The organism is Mycobacterium sp. NGS35, from assembly GCF_059812855.1.
Genome location: NZ_JCALDL010000007.1, coordinates 207,371 through 221,935 on the forward strand (window position 1 = coordinate 207,371; position 14,565 = coordinate 221,935).

Here is a 14,565-nt window from a genome sequence, read left to right on the forward strand (position 1 = left end):
GCACCGAAATCACAGGGAGACGACGGTCGCGGCCGCGGTTCCGGGTGCGCCGTAGAGTTGTGCGAAGCCGACCCGCGGCGCGCCGGGGACCTGACGCTCGCCCGCCTCGCCGCGCAGTTGCCGCACCAGTTCATGGAGCTGCCGCAGCCCCGACGCGCCGATCGGCTCGCCGTTGGCGATCAGTCCGCCGTCGGTGTTGACCGGCATCGCACCGCCGATTTCGGTTGCGCCGTCGGCCAACAGCTTCTCCTGCTCGCCGTCCGCGCAGAACCCGCACTCGGCCATGTGGATGATCTCTGCCCCGGCGTCGGTGTCCTGCAGTTGGATCACGTCGACGTCGCTCGGCGCCACCCCGGCCTTCTCGAAGGCCGCCCGCGCCGCATACACCGTCGGTGACGCGTCCTCCTCGACGGGAGCGAAGGTGGTGTTCACTTCGTAAGCGCCGTAGCGGCGGGTGCGTACTTCGACGGCCCGCAGATACACCGGCGTCGAGGTGTAGCGGTGCGCGATGTCGGCGCGGCACATGACCACGGCCGCCGCTCCCTCGTCGGGTGCGCAGAACATGTACTGCGTCAACGGATAGTTCAGCATCGGCGAGTTCAAAATGTCGTCTTCGGGAATCGGCTTGCGGCGGAACGCATTCGGATTCAGCGCGCCATTGCGGAAGTTCTTGGCCGCCGCCCGCGCCAACGTCCGCTGCGAGATGCCGTGCTCGTGCAGATAGCGGTTGGCCTTCATGCCGAAGAACTTCGTCGTGAGGTATTGCCCGTTCTGCGCGTACCAGCTCGGCATGCCGACAAGCGCCGGATCTTCGGTGAACGCGCCACGCGGATGCTTGTCCATACCGACTGCAATGCCGATGTCGTAGTCGCCCAACCGGATACCGTCAGTACACGCCTTCGCCGCGCTGGCCGCGGTCGCACATGCGTTGAACACGTCGGTGAACGGGATGCCAGTGAGACCCACCATCCCGACGATCGCATCCGGGTTCGCCACGGTCCAGCTGCCGCCCACACCGAACTGGATGTCGCGCCACTGCACGCCGGCGTCGTCCACCGCGGCGAAGATCGCGTCAGCTCCCATCTGCATCGCGGTCTTGTCCCCGAACCGCCCGAACGGATGCAACCCGACCCCGATGATCGCCACGTCAACCATCTCGGCACCCACCTCCTCCTGTGGCCTGATACTGTAACATTTACAGTACGTACCTGCGGCCGCCCTCGCCGACCGCACGACACCGAACGCTGGAGACCAGCTGTGGAAACGCACGCCCAGGAGATCCTGCCGGCCGACCGGGCCGCTGAGTGGAAGCGTGATCCCTATCCGTTCTTCGCCGAATGGCGGCGTCGCAGCGGCGTCTTCGCGGGCCCCGTCGTCGACTACTCCAGGCTGCCCGAGTCGATGAGACCCCGGCACATCTTCTCGGCGTTGTCGTTCGACGCGGTCAACACCGTGCTGCGGGACGGCCGGGTGTTCAGTTCGGCCGGCTACGACACGTCAATCGGGCTGTTCATGGGCAAGACCATTCTCGCGATGGAGGGCAAGCAGCACCGCGACCACCGCAACCTGGTCTCAGCCGCGTTCAAGACGAAATCGCTGGCGCGGTGGGAGCCCGAGATCGTCCGTCCGGTCTGCCAGGAGTTGGTCGACGAGTTCGCCGATGCCGGTGAAGCCGACCTGGTGCGCAACTTCACGTTCGAGTTCCCGACGCGCGTGATCACCCGGCTGCTAGGCCTGCCTGAAGCGGACCTGACCGAATTCCGCCGCCGCGCAATACAACTGATCAGCTATAACGTCGACTACAAGCGGGCATTCGAGGCGTCGGCAGCCCTCAAGGAATACTTCCTGCAGCACATCGAGAAGCGCAAGCGGACCCCGACGGACGACATCATCGGCGACCTCGTCGTTGCCGAGATCGACGGCGAAAAGCTCAGCGACGAAGCGATCTACTCGTTTCTGCGACTACTACTGCCGGCGGGCCTGGAAACGACGTACCGCTCGTCGGGCAATCTGCTCTACAACCTGCTGACCCGGCCGGAGCAGTTCGCCGCGGTGCAATCCGACCGCACCTTGCTGGGCAAGGCGATCGAAGAAAACCTGCGCTACGAGACGCCGCTGACGTCCGTGCAACGTTTCGCAACCGAGGACACCGAACTCGACGGTGTCGAAATCCCGGCTGGCGCGATGATCGACGTGTGCATCGGCTCGGCGAACCGCGACGAACGCCGCTGGGAGCGGTCTGAGGAGTTCGACATCTTCCGCAAACCCATCCCGCACATTTCGTTTGCCGCGGGTGAACACACTTGTCTGGGTTTGCATTTGGCACGGCTGGAAACCCGCGTCGCGCTGGAGTGCCTGCTCGACCGATTGACCGACATCACCCTGCTCACCGACGGCGATCCGCACATCCGCGGCAACCCGTTCCGCTCGCCCACCGCGCTGCCGGTGACGTTCGACGTCGTGCGCTAGCCTCGTCGCCACAGGAGGTTCACGTGGTCAAGGTCATGGAGGGCGTCCGCGTCCTGGAGGTCGCTCAGTTCACGTTCGTCCCGGCGGCCGGGGCCATTCTCGCCGACTGGGGTGCAGACGTCATCAAGGTCGAGCATCCCGTCCGTGGCGACACGCAGCGCGGCTTCGTGAACATGGGCGGCCATCAACTCAACCCGGACCGGCACCCGCTGATCGAGCACCCCAACCGCGGCAAGCGCAGCGTCGGCATCGACGTGTCCACGCCCGGTGGCCAGGAGGTGCTCTACGAACTCGCCCGGACCTCCGATGTGTTTCTGACCAACTACCTGCCCGCGGCGCGGCAGAAGAACAAGTTCGACATCGAGCACATCCGCGCGGTGAACCCGAACATCATCTACGCCCGCGGCAGCGCCTACGGCGACAAGGGCCCCGAGCGCGACGTCGGCGGTTATGACGGCACCGCATTCTGGACACGCAGCGGGGTCGGTCATGCCTTGTCACCGCCGGAGCTGGGGGGCTTTCTGGCCCAAGGCATTCCGGCATTCGGCGACTCGATCGGCGGGATGACGATCGCCGGCGGCATCTCGGCGGCACTCCTGCACCGCGAACGCACTGGAGAAGCCGTCGAGCTGGATGTGTCGCTGCTGAGCACAGCGTGGTGGGCGGCGGGCGCCAGCGTGACGCACGGCATGGAGACCGGCGAGACCATGCGCGCGGAGATGCCGCACAGCGGCGGCTCGGCGGTGAACCCGTTTTTGGGCAACTACCAGACGTCTGACGGCGGCACCATCAACCTGTGCATCGTCAGTCCGACCGGCTATATCCGAGACACGTTCGAACACTTGGGCATTCCGGAGGCGGCCGACGATCCCCGGTTCTCCGACGTGCTGCCCCTGATGGAAAACGCCGACGCGGCAAGCGAACTCATCGCGAAGGCGTTCGCCGCCAAGCCGTTCGCGTACTGGCGCCAGCACCTGAAGACCATGCGGGGCCAGTGGGCGCCGTTTCAGAGCTTCATCGACCTGGCCACCGACGAGCAGGCCCTGGCCAATGACATGGTGGTGGAAGTGGAGGCGGCCGACGGCGGACCGCCGTTGCGAGTCGTGCGGGGACCCGTTCAGTTCAACCACGAGCCGCTGCAGACCACCCGCGCACCGCAGGCATCCGAGCACACGGAGCTGGTGCTGATGGAGCTCGGCATGGATTGGGACCGCATCGCCGAGCTCAAGGAATCCGGCGCTATCGCGTAGGCCTCGTGTGCGCGAGCGTGCGTGTCTGTACACCGCCACACCGATACGCGCCGTACCGCAGCGCACGCTCAGGCTAACGGGCCGCCGGTGCCGCGTACGCGGGCTTGCCCAAACCGAGAACGTGCTGGGCGATCATGTTGCGGAACACCTCGAGTGTGCCGCCGTAGATGCCGACGAGCGGCGCGAACCGGAAGATGTATTCCGACGCGCCGTCGTCGACGGCTCCGTCGGTGTCGACGGGCAGTGACGACGCGGTGCCGAGGATGTCCATCAGCTCCGGCGAGATGTCACGCATGGTCTGCGCCAGCGCCACCCGGCCGAAAATGCTCGGTGCGCTCAGCGCGGCTTCCATTCGAGCGACGCTGCGGCCCAACCGATATGCCACAGACCCGTCGGCGACGTTCGCCTTAGCCGCGGCCTTGTCGGCGGCGTCGGCCATGAACCCGGCCTGGTGCATCATGATCGACACGTCGGCCAGCCCGTCGGGGGCCGCGGCGACGGCGCCGTGCTCGACGTTGAGCGGTTCGCGCAGCACGGTCCAACCACCGTTCACCTCCCCCAGCCGATACTTGTCGTCGACCCGGACGTCGCTGTAGTAGACGATGTTCGTCCGGTCGCCGTCGATGGTGCGCACGCCCTGGATCTCGATACCCGGCGAGTTCAACGGCACCAGAAACATGGTCAGACTCTTGTGTTTTGGCGCTTCGGGGTCGGTATTCGTGATCAGGAAAACGTACTGGCAGTTGTGCGCGCCGGTAGTGAACATCTTCGACCCGTTGATCACCCAGCTCCCGCCATTTGTGCTCCTCGCGTCCGCGCCGCCGTCGCGCACCGCGCGCGTCTTGCACGTCGCGATGTCCGATCCCCCCTCGGGTTCGGTGTAGCCGAGGCACAACCGGACGTGACCGCTGAACACGCCTGGCAGCACTTCGTCCTTGAGCTCCTGCGAGCCGAACGTCGCCACCGACCGCGCCACCATCGCCGTGGTTCCCCACGTCACCCACGGCACATGCGCGCGCCGCTTCTCCAGCTCCCAGATGCGCCGGCGCACCCGGGAGAACCCGCCCTCGGACTCCGGTTTCCATTCGCGCTCGAGATACCCGGCGGCACCGAGCGCCAGATGCACGCCCTCGTCGAAGTTGTCGCCGGTCTCCCGGTCGCGCCGCCGAACCTCGTCGGTCACGTGCGTGCGCAGAAAGCTGCGCGCCTCGTGAAGGAACGCCTTGTCGTCGTCAGACAGCTCGACTCGCGAAAAGTCCATCACTGACCGCTTTCTCGCGCCGCGACGATCTGCGCGATGTACTTTGCGCTGGCCGCCGGATCGCCGCCGGCCAGCGGCCACCCCCGAGCCCGCACCAAGTAGGCGGTCGCGGCGGCCTCCGCCGAGACACCCAGGCCGCCTTGAATGTGCACGGCCATCGTCGCGGCCTTCGCCGCTTCTTCGGCCATGAACACGAACACCGACGGCGCCAGCTCGGGCCGCTCGTCGGGCTCGTTGTCGAGGAACCACGCCGCGCGCCGCGCCAGGTTGCGGCCGGCCTGCACCGTGATCGCGATGTTGGCCAGCGGATGCGAGATCGCTTGCAGCGTCGAGATCGGTACCCCCAGCGTGTAGCGGGTCTTGGCGAACTCCGCCGCGATCGTCATCGTCTCCTCGACGAGCCCGACCAGCGCCGAGCCCGTCAGCAGCCGCCACTCGTCAAGTGCGCGTTGATATTCCGCGAGCGCGTCAGGACCGCTGGCAACGACGGTGCGGCTGTCGGCCGCCGACGGGTCGACCCACGCCATCGGCAGCCGGCCGATGTTGTCGACGCGCGCCGGGCGGGTGTCGAACGTGAGGCGCACGACGTCGTCACCGTTGCGGACGAGGATGTGGTCGGCAATCGAGCCGGTGCCGATCAACCGCACGCCGGCGGTGTCGTCGTGCTGGGTGTCGAGTCCTGCCACTTGCTTGCCGCTGAGCACGTGGTCGTCCAGCGCGCCCAGCCGGCCGAGCAGCCGGGCCGCGCACACGTGGTCGATCCACGGCACCGGCGCCAGCGAACGGCCGATCTCCTCGGCGACCAATGTCAGGTCGACCAGCGTCGCGCCATCTCCGCCGCACGACTCCGGGAGCGCCATCGTCGACGCGCCCATCGCGCACAGCCTTTCCCACAGGCTCTTGTCGAACCCCGATTCCTCGGCGGCGCGGACGGTTTCGATCGGGCAGTGGGTCTTGAAGAACCGCCGATACACCTCCTGCAGCGCCTTGTGGTCGGCGGTCAGGCTGTAGTCCAGCCGGCGCAGTTCGTAACGGTCCATGGTCATTGCTCCTGGGTCACGCCGAAGAAGAACTCTTGGGCATTGCGATAGAGGTAGTTGTCCAGCACGTCGGCCGGCAGCTCGAGCGCCAGCGCCTCGGGCACCACCCGGCGCATGCGCAGCACCGGCCAATCCGAGGCGAAGATCACCTTGTCGGAACCTCGGGTGCGCATGAAGTGCAGCAAGGTCTCCGGCAGCCGCTTCGGTGACCACGCCGACGTCATCAGCCGTAGATTGCGGTACTTGATCAGCAGCCGAATCGCGATGTCCCACCAGGGATCCGCACCGTGGATCATGCACAGTTTCAGCTCGGGAAAGCGCACGCAAACCCGGTCCAGGTGGATCGGGTTCTGCACCTCGCCGGGGATCGGGGGGCCGGGTATCCCGGTGTTGACGCACAGCGGCAACTCCAGTTCGGCGCATTTGGTGTACAGCGGGTAGTAGACCGCGTCACTGGGCGGATACTGGCCGTCCCCCCAAAAGCTCGGGCCGACAACGGCATACACGACGGGAAGGTCGGCGGCGACGGCGCCCAGCTCGCGCAGCGACGGCATCGGCCGCAGCAGGTTGACCCCGCCCATCGCCAGTGCGAAGCGGTCCGGGCGGGCCTGCACGAACTTGCGCGCGGTCAGCGACGGTTTCGCGAGGCTGTCCATCAGAATCGCCTTACGCACGCCCTGCTCGTCCATCTCGTCGAGGAGCTCGGCCAACTCGACAGGGGCGAACATCGACTTCGGACCCTTGAAGTAGTCGTCGCGGACTTTCACCATCCAGGCGGGCTGGACTTCGGTTTCACCGAAGTGCACGTTCACCAGACAATCGATCACATTCTGTGTCATGGCACCGGAGCCTGCTGGCGCGCAACACTTTTCGCCCAGCGGTAGTCGGCCTTGCCGTTACCGAGTCGGCGCACCTGGTCGACGACGACGAATTGTTTCGGAACCTTGAACCGCGCCAGCGACGATGCGCAGTGCGCGGCAAGAGCATCGGTGGCCTCGACGCAGTCGGCACGCAGCGCGACAACGGCCACCAATTCCTCGCCCCAGCGTTCACTGGGCCGCCCGACCACCAGCGCGTCGTCCACGCCGGGGCACGCGCGCAACACCTCCTCGACTTCCTCGACGAACACCTTCTCGCCGCCGGTGTTGACCACCAGCGAGTCGCGGCCGAAAAGACGCAGCGTGCCGTCGGGCTCGATGCTTGCCCGGTCACCGGAGATCACCACCCGCACGCCGTCGACCTCGGGGAAGGTTTTGCGGGTGGCCTGCTCGTCGTCGAAGTAGCCCAAGGGGATTCGGCCCGTACGCGCGACCCAGCCGATCTCCGGATCACCGGGCTCGAGGAAGCGGGTGTAGTCGTCGGAGAGCACGAGGCCGCCGTCGCGGAACTGGAACGTGTCGCTGTGATGCCCGCGCTGGCTGTGGCCGAACGCCATGTTGCCGGTTTCCGACGATCCGTAGCCGTTGATCAACGTGATCTGCGGGATCGCCTCGAGCAGCGCGCGCTGGTACGTCGGATTGGTCGCGGCGCCGCCGGTGCCGATCGCGTACAGCGAGGACAGGTCGTAGGCGTTGCGCCGCAGCTCGTCGACCAGCGGTCCGGCGTAGGCGTCGCCGACCATCGTCATCAGCCCGACCTTCTCACGTTCGACGGTCTGCAGCACGCTGCGCGGGTCGAACGTGCCGCGGTTGTCGTAGAGGATCACCGGGATACCGTTCATGATCGCCGCGAAGGCGGTCCACATGCCGGCCGCGTGCATCAACGGCGACACCGCGAACCACGGCGCCCCGCCGGCCTGCACCTTGGCACGTATCTCGTCGACGGAGTCATGCGCCGCGCCGTTCATCGACACCACGTACATGTCGCACTGCCGCCACAGCACTCCCTTGGGACGGCCAGTGGTGCCGCCGGTGCAGATCATGATCAGGTCGTCGGGTGACGGCGAGAGGCCCCGGTCGGTATCGCCTCGCGCGAGTGCGTCTTTCAGGGTCACGGCACCAGGTAGCTCTGGGATGGCGCTGCCGTCGTCGATCGACACCAGCACAGCGCCGGAGGGAAGCACGTCGGCGAACTTCGCACCGAGCGACCGGTGGTAGACGACTGCTCTCGGCTTGACGTAGTCGAACAGCTCCCCGACTTCGCGAGGCGTGTAGTAGTGGTTGACGTTCACCGGCACGGTGCGGGCCTTCAGACATCCGATCACCATGTCGGGGTACAGGTCGTTGTGCATGACGAGCGCGACCCGGTCCTGGCCGCACTCCCAACGCTCGAGTGTGTCGCGTTCGCGGTGCGCGCCAAGTCCTTCGCCGGCGAGGTAGTTCGCCAGCCGACGGGTTCGCTCCGCCGATTCGGCGTACGTGCTACGCCGGTCGCCGCAGACCGTCATCACGCGGTCCGGAACGGCTTGCGCGATGGCGTCCAGCACCGCCCCTAGCGTCCACTCGCTCATCGGTACAGTGCGACTAGGCGGCGGACGACACGTTGACGCCAAGCAGATCTAATGCGTTGTCGCGCATGATTTTCCGGATATCGCCCTCGCTGAATCCCTTGAGCTCCGCGGTGAACGACACCGGCGACTCCAGCCCTTCACCGTGGGGCCAGTCCGATCCGAACAGGATCTTGTCGACACCGATGACTTCGGCGAGCCGCGTCAGGTCGTCCTCGTAGTACGGGGCGATCCACACGTTGTTGCGCAGCTGCTCCACCGGATCCTCCGGGAACAGCTTCGGGTGGTTGTTGGCCGCCTTCTTGAGACGTTTGATCAAGCGGTACACGAAATACGACCCGTTCTCGATGCTCACCACGCGGAGCTTCGGATGACGGGTGAAGACGCCATGCACGATCATCGAGGCCATCGTGTCGTGAATCGCTCGGTCGTCGACGAGCACCTGGTCCAGCGGATTCGAGCCGCCGAATGCCTCGAACGTCGACTTGCCACCCCACATCCCGGCGATCTGCAGATAACCGCTGTCGCTCAGATGGAACCCGACCGGAACCCCGGCCTCGGCCAGCCGCGCCCACACCGGATCGTGGAGCGGGTCACCCAGCGACCGCGGCTTGACCACACCGGGCACCGGCGCCGGCCGCACCAACACCAACTTCGCGCCTCGCGCCAGCACGAAATCGACTTCCTGGAGCGCTTTTTCGGGGTCGGCCAGTGAGATGATCGGCGCGGCGACGATTCGGTGATCGGGCCGGTCGAATCCCCAGTGTTCGTCGAGCCACAGGTTGAACGCGTGCACCGACGCCATGGTCGCCTCGATGTCATGCTTGAGCGCTTCTTCGACCCCGCACGCGAACGTCGGCAACATGAACACTGTCTCGAGGTCCTGGGTGTCCATCACCGCGACACGGGCGTCGCGGTTCTGGTACTCCGGATGCTCCGAGAGCCGCTCGACCTTCATCAGCGATGCCGGATCCACGCCTTCGGGAATCTCGCCGCGGAACAGCAGATCCAGGCAGCCCGGCACGATGATCGGGTCGAACGTCGGATTCGGAATGAAGCGATTGACCTTGTCGCCGATCAGCGCGAGCGTGTGCTTGCCGTCGCTGACCATCTGCACGCCGCGGCGTTTGAACTTCTTGTCCAAGTGCCGGGTGAACGCGTCCAGCGGCTCGTAGTAATGGTTGTCGACGTCGATGGCCTTGTAGTCCAGCGCCATGGTGAGAGTCCTTTCAGTCGGTCAAAGCCGGGAAGTTCGGCGGCCGCTTCTCGAAGAAGCTCGTGATGCCCTCGATGAAGTCCGGGCGAAGCATCGACTCGTGCATGAGCTTCTCTGCCACCGCGCTCGCCTCGAATACGTCGCGCATAGTGTCTGCGTACACCTGCTGCTTGATCACCGCCAGAGAACTGGGGGCGCAATTGGCGGCGATGTCATCGGCGTAGCCGATTGCGCGCGGCATCAGCTCGTCGGCGGGCACCACTTCTTTGACCAGTCCCAGCTCGGCGGCCTCGTCGGCGTAGAAAACCCGGCCGCTCAGCAGCAGGTCGAGCGCGGCCCCCCAGCCGACGATTCGGGGCAGGATCCACGAGATGCCGTATTCGGCGATGAGTCCCCGCCGCGAGAACGACGTGGTGAACTTGGCGCCCTCCGCGGCGAACCGGACATCGCACATCAGCGCCTGGGTCAGCCCGATGCCGGCGCATGCGCCGTTGATCGCTGCAACGACCGGCTTGCGCAGCATGGCGACCGCATGCGGGTGGCGTTCCCCGACCAGCGCACTGACATCGGTGTCGCCCACGGTGGCGTCCCCGATGCTGGAGAGGTCGCCCATGTCGGCGCCCGCGCAGAACGCGCGCCCGGCGCCGGTGATCACGATCGCGCGGACATCCGCGTCGGCGTCGGCGCGGTCCAGACATGTCCAGAACGCACTGGCCAGTCCGCCGCCCCACGCGTTCATGCGCTCGGGCCGGTTCAGGGTCAGGACCGCGACTCCGCTGTCGCGCACCTGGTAGCGCACCACGTCGTCGGCGCTGTCCAAGCCGACCTCCTCTGATGCCCGCAAACTTGATGTATGCACATACTGTACACCTATCGGTAGTGCCTTCCGCAGGGGTCCGAAAAGGTCACCGATCGATCAAACCGAGGCGGGTGTACGCCTTTCGGATCTGCCGCTTGCCCGCCTCTGGAAGCGGCACCTGAGGCGGGCGGGAATGCGGATAGTCCCCCACGGGAAGCCCGAGCAGCGAGGCCGCGTACTTGAACGCAGCACCCCAGTGCGTGAAGTAATCCGGGCGGCCGGGATAACAAGTGAACCACGAACGGATGTCGACGCCGAACTGGTCCAGTCCCGACTCGACCGCGAAATCCATCGCCTCTACGAGCTTGTCACTCCACACCAAATCCCAGTAGTGGCTGAGGATTCGACGCTGCGGTGTCTCGTAGAGGTAGCCGGTGGTGCCGAGTTGTGCGGGCCCGACGATGCCCTGGCGGAGCCATCCCGCGCGGTACACGGTGGTGTCGCATTCCCAGATGACCAACTCGGGCGCCAACTCGTGCAGCAGCCGGCTGTTCGACGGGCGGAAGGCGCCCTCTTTGGTCGCGCACACGGCGGGAACCTCGGCGACGATGCGGGCGCTTTCGGCGGCACTGAGCACATATCCCGACGACGGCGAGTTGAACATTCCCAAAGCGATGTCGGTGCGTTCGCTGATGTAGCGGAAGAAGGCCAGGACGCCGTCGCCGCCATGCAGTTCCATCATCGGCGTCTGGATGTAGACGATGTCAGCACCGGATTCCTGGGCGTGCAGTGTCAATTCCAGGCAGTCCTTGGCCGACAGTGCGGCGGTGCACGACTGGACCACCACATCGGGGTTGACGGCACGCGCCTGCTCGATTGCCAACTCCAGCAACCGCTTTCGCTCAGCAGTGGTCAGCGACCAGAACTCGCCGACGCCGCTGGTCACCCACAGCATCGGGTGGCCGAGATCGCCCACGCAGTACCGAACCAATGCGCGGTAAGCATCCCAGTCGATCTCGTCGCCGTCGCGCCCGCAGAACGGGGTGTACAGGGAGTCGCCGATTCCCCTCAGCGCTGTGCGTGCCCATTCGCGGGCTTCTCGTGCGGTCGCCATGTCAGGTGAAATCACTTCCGCCGTCGACGTTGACGTTGGCGCCAGTCATGTATGAATTGCGCCGGGAGGCCAAAAAGGCTGCGACAGGACCGATTTCGTCAGGAAATCCAGCTCGCGGCAGGTGGGCCGGATGCCCGAAATGCTTGGCAATGGCGTCCATCAACGCATACGGGTCGTTACCGTCCACACCGACCGACGCGGCCCAGCCGACCAGCGACTCCGAAGCGATGCTGCCGGGCGATACCACGTTGACCAGAATCTCGTCCTTGGCCAACAGCAACGACAGGTTCTTCGAGATGCTGTTCACCATTGCCTTGGCTGCCGTGTAGGCCGCCAGCAGCACGCTCTGCCGCTGGGTCGAGTGGGCCGAGAAGTTGACAATCCGCGCCCACTCGGCACGCCGCAGCAGCGGCAGAGCCGCACGCACGCAGTGCACCATTCCCATCACGCCTTCGTCGACGGCTTGTCGCCACTGCTCGTCGGTCAAGTCCTCGAAGGTGCCCACCGCGCTGGGCCCGACCACGTTGATCAGCACATTGAGTTTGCCGCTCCAGCGGCGGCTCACCTCGGCGAACAGCTGCTCCACCGCGTGGGCGTCACCGACGTCGGCGACCAGTCCCACGGCGTCGGGGCTGCCGCGACGCCGCAGGTCGTCGGCCGCTTCGTCGAGAGCGTTCGGTGTGCGGCCGACCAGCGCAACCCGGCACCCGTCATCGGCCAGGCATCGCGCCGTGGCCAGCCCCATCCCACGGCCGCCGCCGACGACGACGGCGGTGGCGTCTGCGAATCCGAGGTCCACGGCCCTGGCGCCTTCCTTCGTCCCGCTACGCGTGGAACGCGGCGGTAACGAGGAAGCTTACTATAGGGGTTACAGTAATCGGGAGATCGAACGGAGGTAGCCCACCGTGGCAGGAAAGGCAACCGCGCAGAAACGCCAGCGGCGCGAACGCGGTTCGATCAATCCCGAGGACATCATCGACGGCGCCTTCGAACTTGCCGACCAGGTCTCCATCGACAACCTCAGTATGCCGTTGCTGGGTAAGCATCTTGGCGTCGGCGTCACGAGCATCTACTGGTATTTCCGCAAGAAGGACGACCTGCTCAACGCGATGACGGACCGGGCGCTGCGAAAGTTCACGTTCTCGACGCCCTATGTGGAGGCGGGCAATTGGCGTGAATCGCTGCGCAACCACGCCCGCATGATGCGCAAGACCTTCCTGAGCAGCCCGATTCTGACCGACCTGATCCTGATCCGCGGGGCGCTCAGCGCGAAGGCGCGACGGTTGGGTGTGGAGCAGATGGAGAAGGCGATCGAAACACTGGTCGATGCCGGTCTGTCACCGGAGGACGCGTTCGACACCTATTCGGCGGTGTCGCTGCATGTCCGCGGCACCGTCGTGCTCGAGCGACTGCAGCAGAAGACGCGCGAATTGGACGACAGCGAACCGACTTTCGAGCCGAGAGCGCTTGATCCCCAGGCGACGCCGTTGATCGCCAGGCTGGCTGCCAAAGGTCACCGACTGGCCGCGGCGGACGAAAAGAACTTCGAATACGGGCTCAACTGCATCCTCGACCACGCCAGCCGGCTCATCGAGGAAGGCCAGAAGCCGCGCAAGGCTGCGCCGCGCCGCGCGCGCAAAGCAGCCGCGAAGCGCGAGACCTCGAAGCGCTAGACCTCGATCACCACGGCGCCGCCCTGGCCGCCGCCCGCGCACATTGCTGCGACTCCGATACCACCGCCACGCCGCTGAAGTTCGTACACCAGCGTCGTCACCATCCGGGCACCGGAGGCGGCGATCGGATGGCCGAGGCTGCAGCCGCTGCCCGAGAAGTTCACCCGCTCCTCGTCGAGGCCGTACTCGCGGCATGCCGCAATCGGCACCGACGCGAACGCCTCGTTGATCTCCCACAGCGCCACGTCGGCCGGTGCCAATCCGGCTCGTTGCAGCACCTTGCCGATCACCTTGACTGCACCGAGTCCCGTATCCTTCGGCGGCACAGCCGATGCCGCCCACGCCTTCACCCTCGCCATCACGCTCAGCTTCTCCGCGTCGGCATAGTCCTTGTCGACAAGCGCGACCGCTGCCGCAGCGTCGTTGGTGCCGCTGCTGTTGCCAGCGGTGATCGAGAAGCCCTCGATCTCCGGATGCAGCGGCTTGAGGGCGGCCAGCTTTTCGACCGTGGTGTCACGGCGCGGGTGCTCGTCGACGCTGAAGTCCACCACCGAACCGTCGGGCAGTTGCACCTTGAGCGGCACGATCTCGTCGGCGAACTTGCCCGCGTCGATCGCTGCGATGGCCCGCTGATGCGAGCGCGCAGCCCACGCGTCCATTTCCTCGCGCGTGATGCCGACCGCCTTGGCGGTGTTCCACCCGACCGTGATCGACATGTCGCGCCCGGGCGCGTCGGGCGTCTCCGGATGCGTGGGCGGCAACCACCGTTCCTCGAACTTCAGCTCGGGGCCGGGAATGCGCTGGTTCATCAGTGGCGTCATCGACAGCGACTGCACACCGCCGGCCACCACCACCCGCTCCATGCCCGAGCCGATTCCCCCCGCCGCGTTGCCGATCGCGGTGAGGCTACCGGCGCAGTGCCGGTTCACCGACTGGCCCGGCACGTCCTCCATGCCGCACGCCGCGGCCGCATAACGGGCGAGATCGCCTCCGCCGTAATGGGATTCGGCGAAGATAACGTCATCGACGGCGGAGGGCTCGATGCCGGCCCGGCGAATCGCCTCGGGCAGCACGGTGGTGATCAGCGTTTCGGGCGGCGTGTTGGTCAGCGTTCCCTTGAAGGAGCGTCCGATCGCTGTTCTGGTGGCGCCGACGATGACGGGTGTGGGCATGGTGGTGGCCTCGAGCTCGGTGGGAAAGACTTTACAAAACTAGCAGATACTGTAGCGGCGGGTCGGTCCGGCCTCGTGCCAACCAACGCTGAGCGCCGAGCGTGACGTGATAGCGATATTTCGGC

At 66.1% G+C, this 14,565-nt stretch carries 13 protein-coding genes; 3 read left to right on the plus strand and 10 right to left on the minus strand.

Translation table 11 applies throughout. The features are described 5' to 3' along the window. Positions 1-9: 9 nt before the first annotated feature. Positions 10-1,155 (minus strand): thiolase family protein, encoded by a 1,146-nt coding sequence (locus AC5Y4C_RS14070; RefSeq protein WP_499963684.1) that lies wholly within the window; start codon positions 1,153-1,155, stop codon positions 10-12. Positions 1,156-1,257: 102 nt separating this feature from the next. Here AC5Y4C_RS14070 and AC5Y4C_RS14075 point away from each other — a divergent pair, with 102 nt between their 5' ends. Together AC5Y4C_RS14075 and AC5Y4C_RS14080 are read left to right on the plus strand one after the other, a co-directional pair. Further along, positions 1,258-2,469, plus strand: a complete 1,212-nt coding sequence (locus AC5Y4C_RS14075) for a cytochrome P450 (RefSeq protein ID WP_499963686.1) — start codon at positions 1,258-1,260, stop codon at positions 2,467-2,469. Positions 2,470-2,504: 35 nt separating this feature from the next. Continuing rightward, the gene (locus AC5Y4C_RS14080) at positions 2,505-3,719 is read left to right on the plus strand and encodes a CaiB/BaiF CoA transferase family protein (protein ID WP_499963715.1); all 1,215 of its coding nucleotides are present in this window, start codon (positions 2,505-2,507) and stop codon (positions 3,717-3,719) included. A 73-nt stretch (positions 3,720-3,792) separates the two neighbouring features. On the opposite strand, the gene AC5Y4C_RS14085 is transcribed toward AC5Y4C_RS14080, so the two are convergent. From AC5Y4C_RS14085 to AC5Y4C_RS14120, 8 genes are all read right to left on the minus strand, one after another. After that, positions 3,793-4,980, minus strand: coding sequence for an acyl-CoA dehydrogenase family protein (locus AC5Y4C_RS14085; protein ID WP_499963688.1), 1,188 nt, complete (start codon positions 4,978-4,980; stop codon positions 3,793-3,795). After that, the gene (locus tag AC5Y4C_RS14090) at positions 4,980-6,020 is read right to left on the minus strand and encodes an acyl-CoA dehydrogenase family protein (RefSeq protein WP_499963690.1); all 1,041 of its coding nucleotides are present in this window, start codon (positions 6,018-6,020) and stop codon (positions 4,980-4,982) included. The genes AC5Y4C_RS14085 and AC5Y4C_RS14090 overlap by 1 nt, the downstream gene beginning before the upstream one ends. Positions 6,021-6,022: 2 nt before the next feature. Next, positions 6,023-6,859 (minus strand): amidohydrolase family protein, encoded by an 837-nt coding sequence (locus AC5Y4C_RS14095; protein WP_499909564.1) that lies wholly within the window; start codon positions 6,857-6,859, stop codon positions 6,023-6,025. After that, complete coding sequence (locus tag AC5Y4C_RS14100) at positions 6,856-8,469, minus strand: acyl-CoA synthetase (RefSeq protein ID WP_499963692.1); 1,614 nt, start codon at positions 8,467-8,469, stop codon at positions 6,856-6,858. Before AC5Y4C_RS14100 ends, AC5Y4C_RS14095 begins: the two co-directional genes overlap by 4 nt. Positions 8,470-8,482: 13 nt before the next feature. Next, a complete protein-coding gene (locus AC5Y4C_RS14105) occupies positions 8,483-9,682 on the minus strand; it encodes an amidohydrolase family protein (protein WP_499963694.1) in 1,200 nt (399 codons plus the stop codon). A 13-nt stretch (positions 9,683-9,695) separates the two neighbouring features. Beyond that, complete coding sequence (locus AC5Y4C_RS14110; RefSeq protein WP_499963696.1) at positions 9,696-10,502, minus strand: enoyl-CoA hydratase; 807 nt, start codon at positions 10,500-10,502, stop codon at positions 9,696-9,698. Between the two features lie 85 nt (positions 10,503-10,587). Then, entirely contained in the window at positions 10,588-11,595 is a 1,008-nt protein-coding gene (locus AC5Y4C_RS14115; RefSeq protein WP_499963698.1) for a dihydrodipicolinate synthase family protein, read from the minus strand. Position 11,596: 1 nt separating this feature from the next. Continuing rightward, the gene (locus AC5Y4C_RS14120; RefSeq protein WP_499963699.1) at positions 11,597-12,394 is read right to left on the minus strand and encodes an SDR family NAD(P)-dependent oxidoreductase; all 798 of its coding nucleotides are present in this window, start codon (positions 12,392-12,394) and stop codon (positions 11,597-11,599) included. A gap of 106 nt (positions 12,395-12,500) precedes the next feature. On the opposite strand from AC5Y4C_RS14120, the gene AC5Y4C_RS14125 reads away from it, so the two are divergent. Next, on the plus strand, positions 12,501-13,268 hold the full coding sequence (locus tag AC5Y4C_RS14125) for a TetR/AcrR family transcriptional regulator (RefSeq protein WP_499909552.1): 768 nt from the start codon (positions 12,501-12,503) through the stop codon (positions 13,266-13,268). Here AC5Y4C_RS14125 and AC5Y4C_RS14130 read toward each other — a convergent pair. Then, a complete protein-coding gene (locus tag AC5Y4C_RS14130) occupies positions 13,265-14,440 on the minus strand; it encodes a thiolase family protein (protein WP_499963701.1) in 1,176 nt (391 codons plus the stop codon). The genes AC5Y4C_RS14125 and AC5Y4C_RS14130 overlap by 4 nt on opposite strands. Between the last annotated feature and the right edge of the window lie 125 nt (positions 14,441-14,565).

What these genes read in the sequence shown, in the direction of transcription:
- AC5Y4C_RS14070 (WP_499963684.1), bottom strand. Translation starts at nt 1,155, where the DNA reads ATGGTTGACGTGGCGATCATCGGGGTCGGGTTGCATCCGTTCGGGCGG.
- AC5Y4C_RS14080 (WP_499963715.1), top strand. Translation starts at nt 2,505, where the DNA reads ATGGAGGGCGTCCGCGTCCTGGAGGTCGCTCAGTTCACGTTCGTCCCG.
- AC5Y4C_RS14085 (WP_499963688.1), bottom strand. Translation starts at nt 4,980, where the DNA reads ATGGACTTTTCGCGAGTCGAGCTGTCTGACGACGACAAGGCGTTCCTT.
- AC5Y4C_RS14090 (WP_499963690.1), bottom strand. Translation starts at nt 6,020, where the DNA reads ATGGACCGTTACGAACTGCGCCGGCTGGACTACAGCCTGACCGCCGAC.
- AC5Y4C_RS14095 (WP_499909564.1), bottom strand. Translation starts at nt 6,859, where the DNA reads ATGACACAGAATGTGATCGATTGTCTGGTGAACGTGCACTTCGGTGAA.
- AC5Y4C_RS14100 (WP_499963692.1), bottom strand. Translation starts at nt 8,469, where the DNA reads ATGAGCGAGTGGACGCTAGGGGCGGTGCTGGACGCCATCGCGCAAGCC.
- AC5Y4C_RS14105 (WP_499963694.1), bottom strand. Translation starts at nt 9,682, where the DNA reads ATGGCGCTGGACTACAAGGCCATCGACGTCGACAACCATTACTACGAG.
- AC5Y4C_RS14115 (WP_499963698.1), bottom strand. Translation starts at nt 11,595, where the DNA reads ATGGCGACCGCACGAGAAGCCCGCGAATGGGCACGCACAGCGCTGAGG.
- AC5Y4C_RS14130 (WP_499963701.1), bottom strand. Translation starts at nt 14,440, where the DNA reads ATGCCCACACCCGTCATCGTCGGCGCCACCAGAACAGCGATCGGACGC.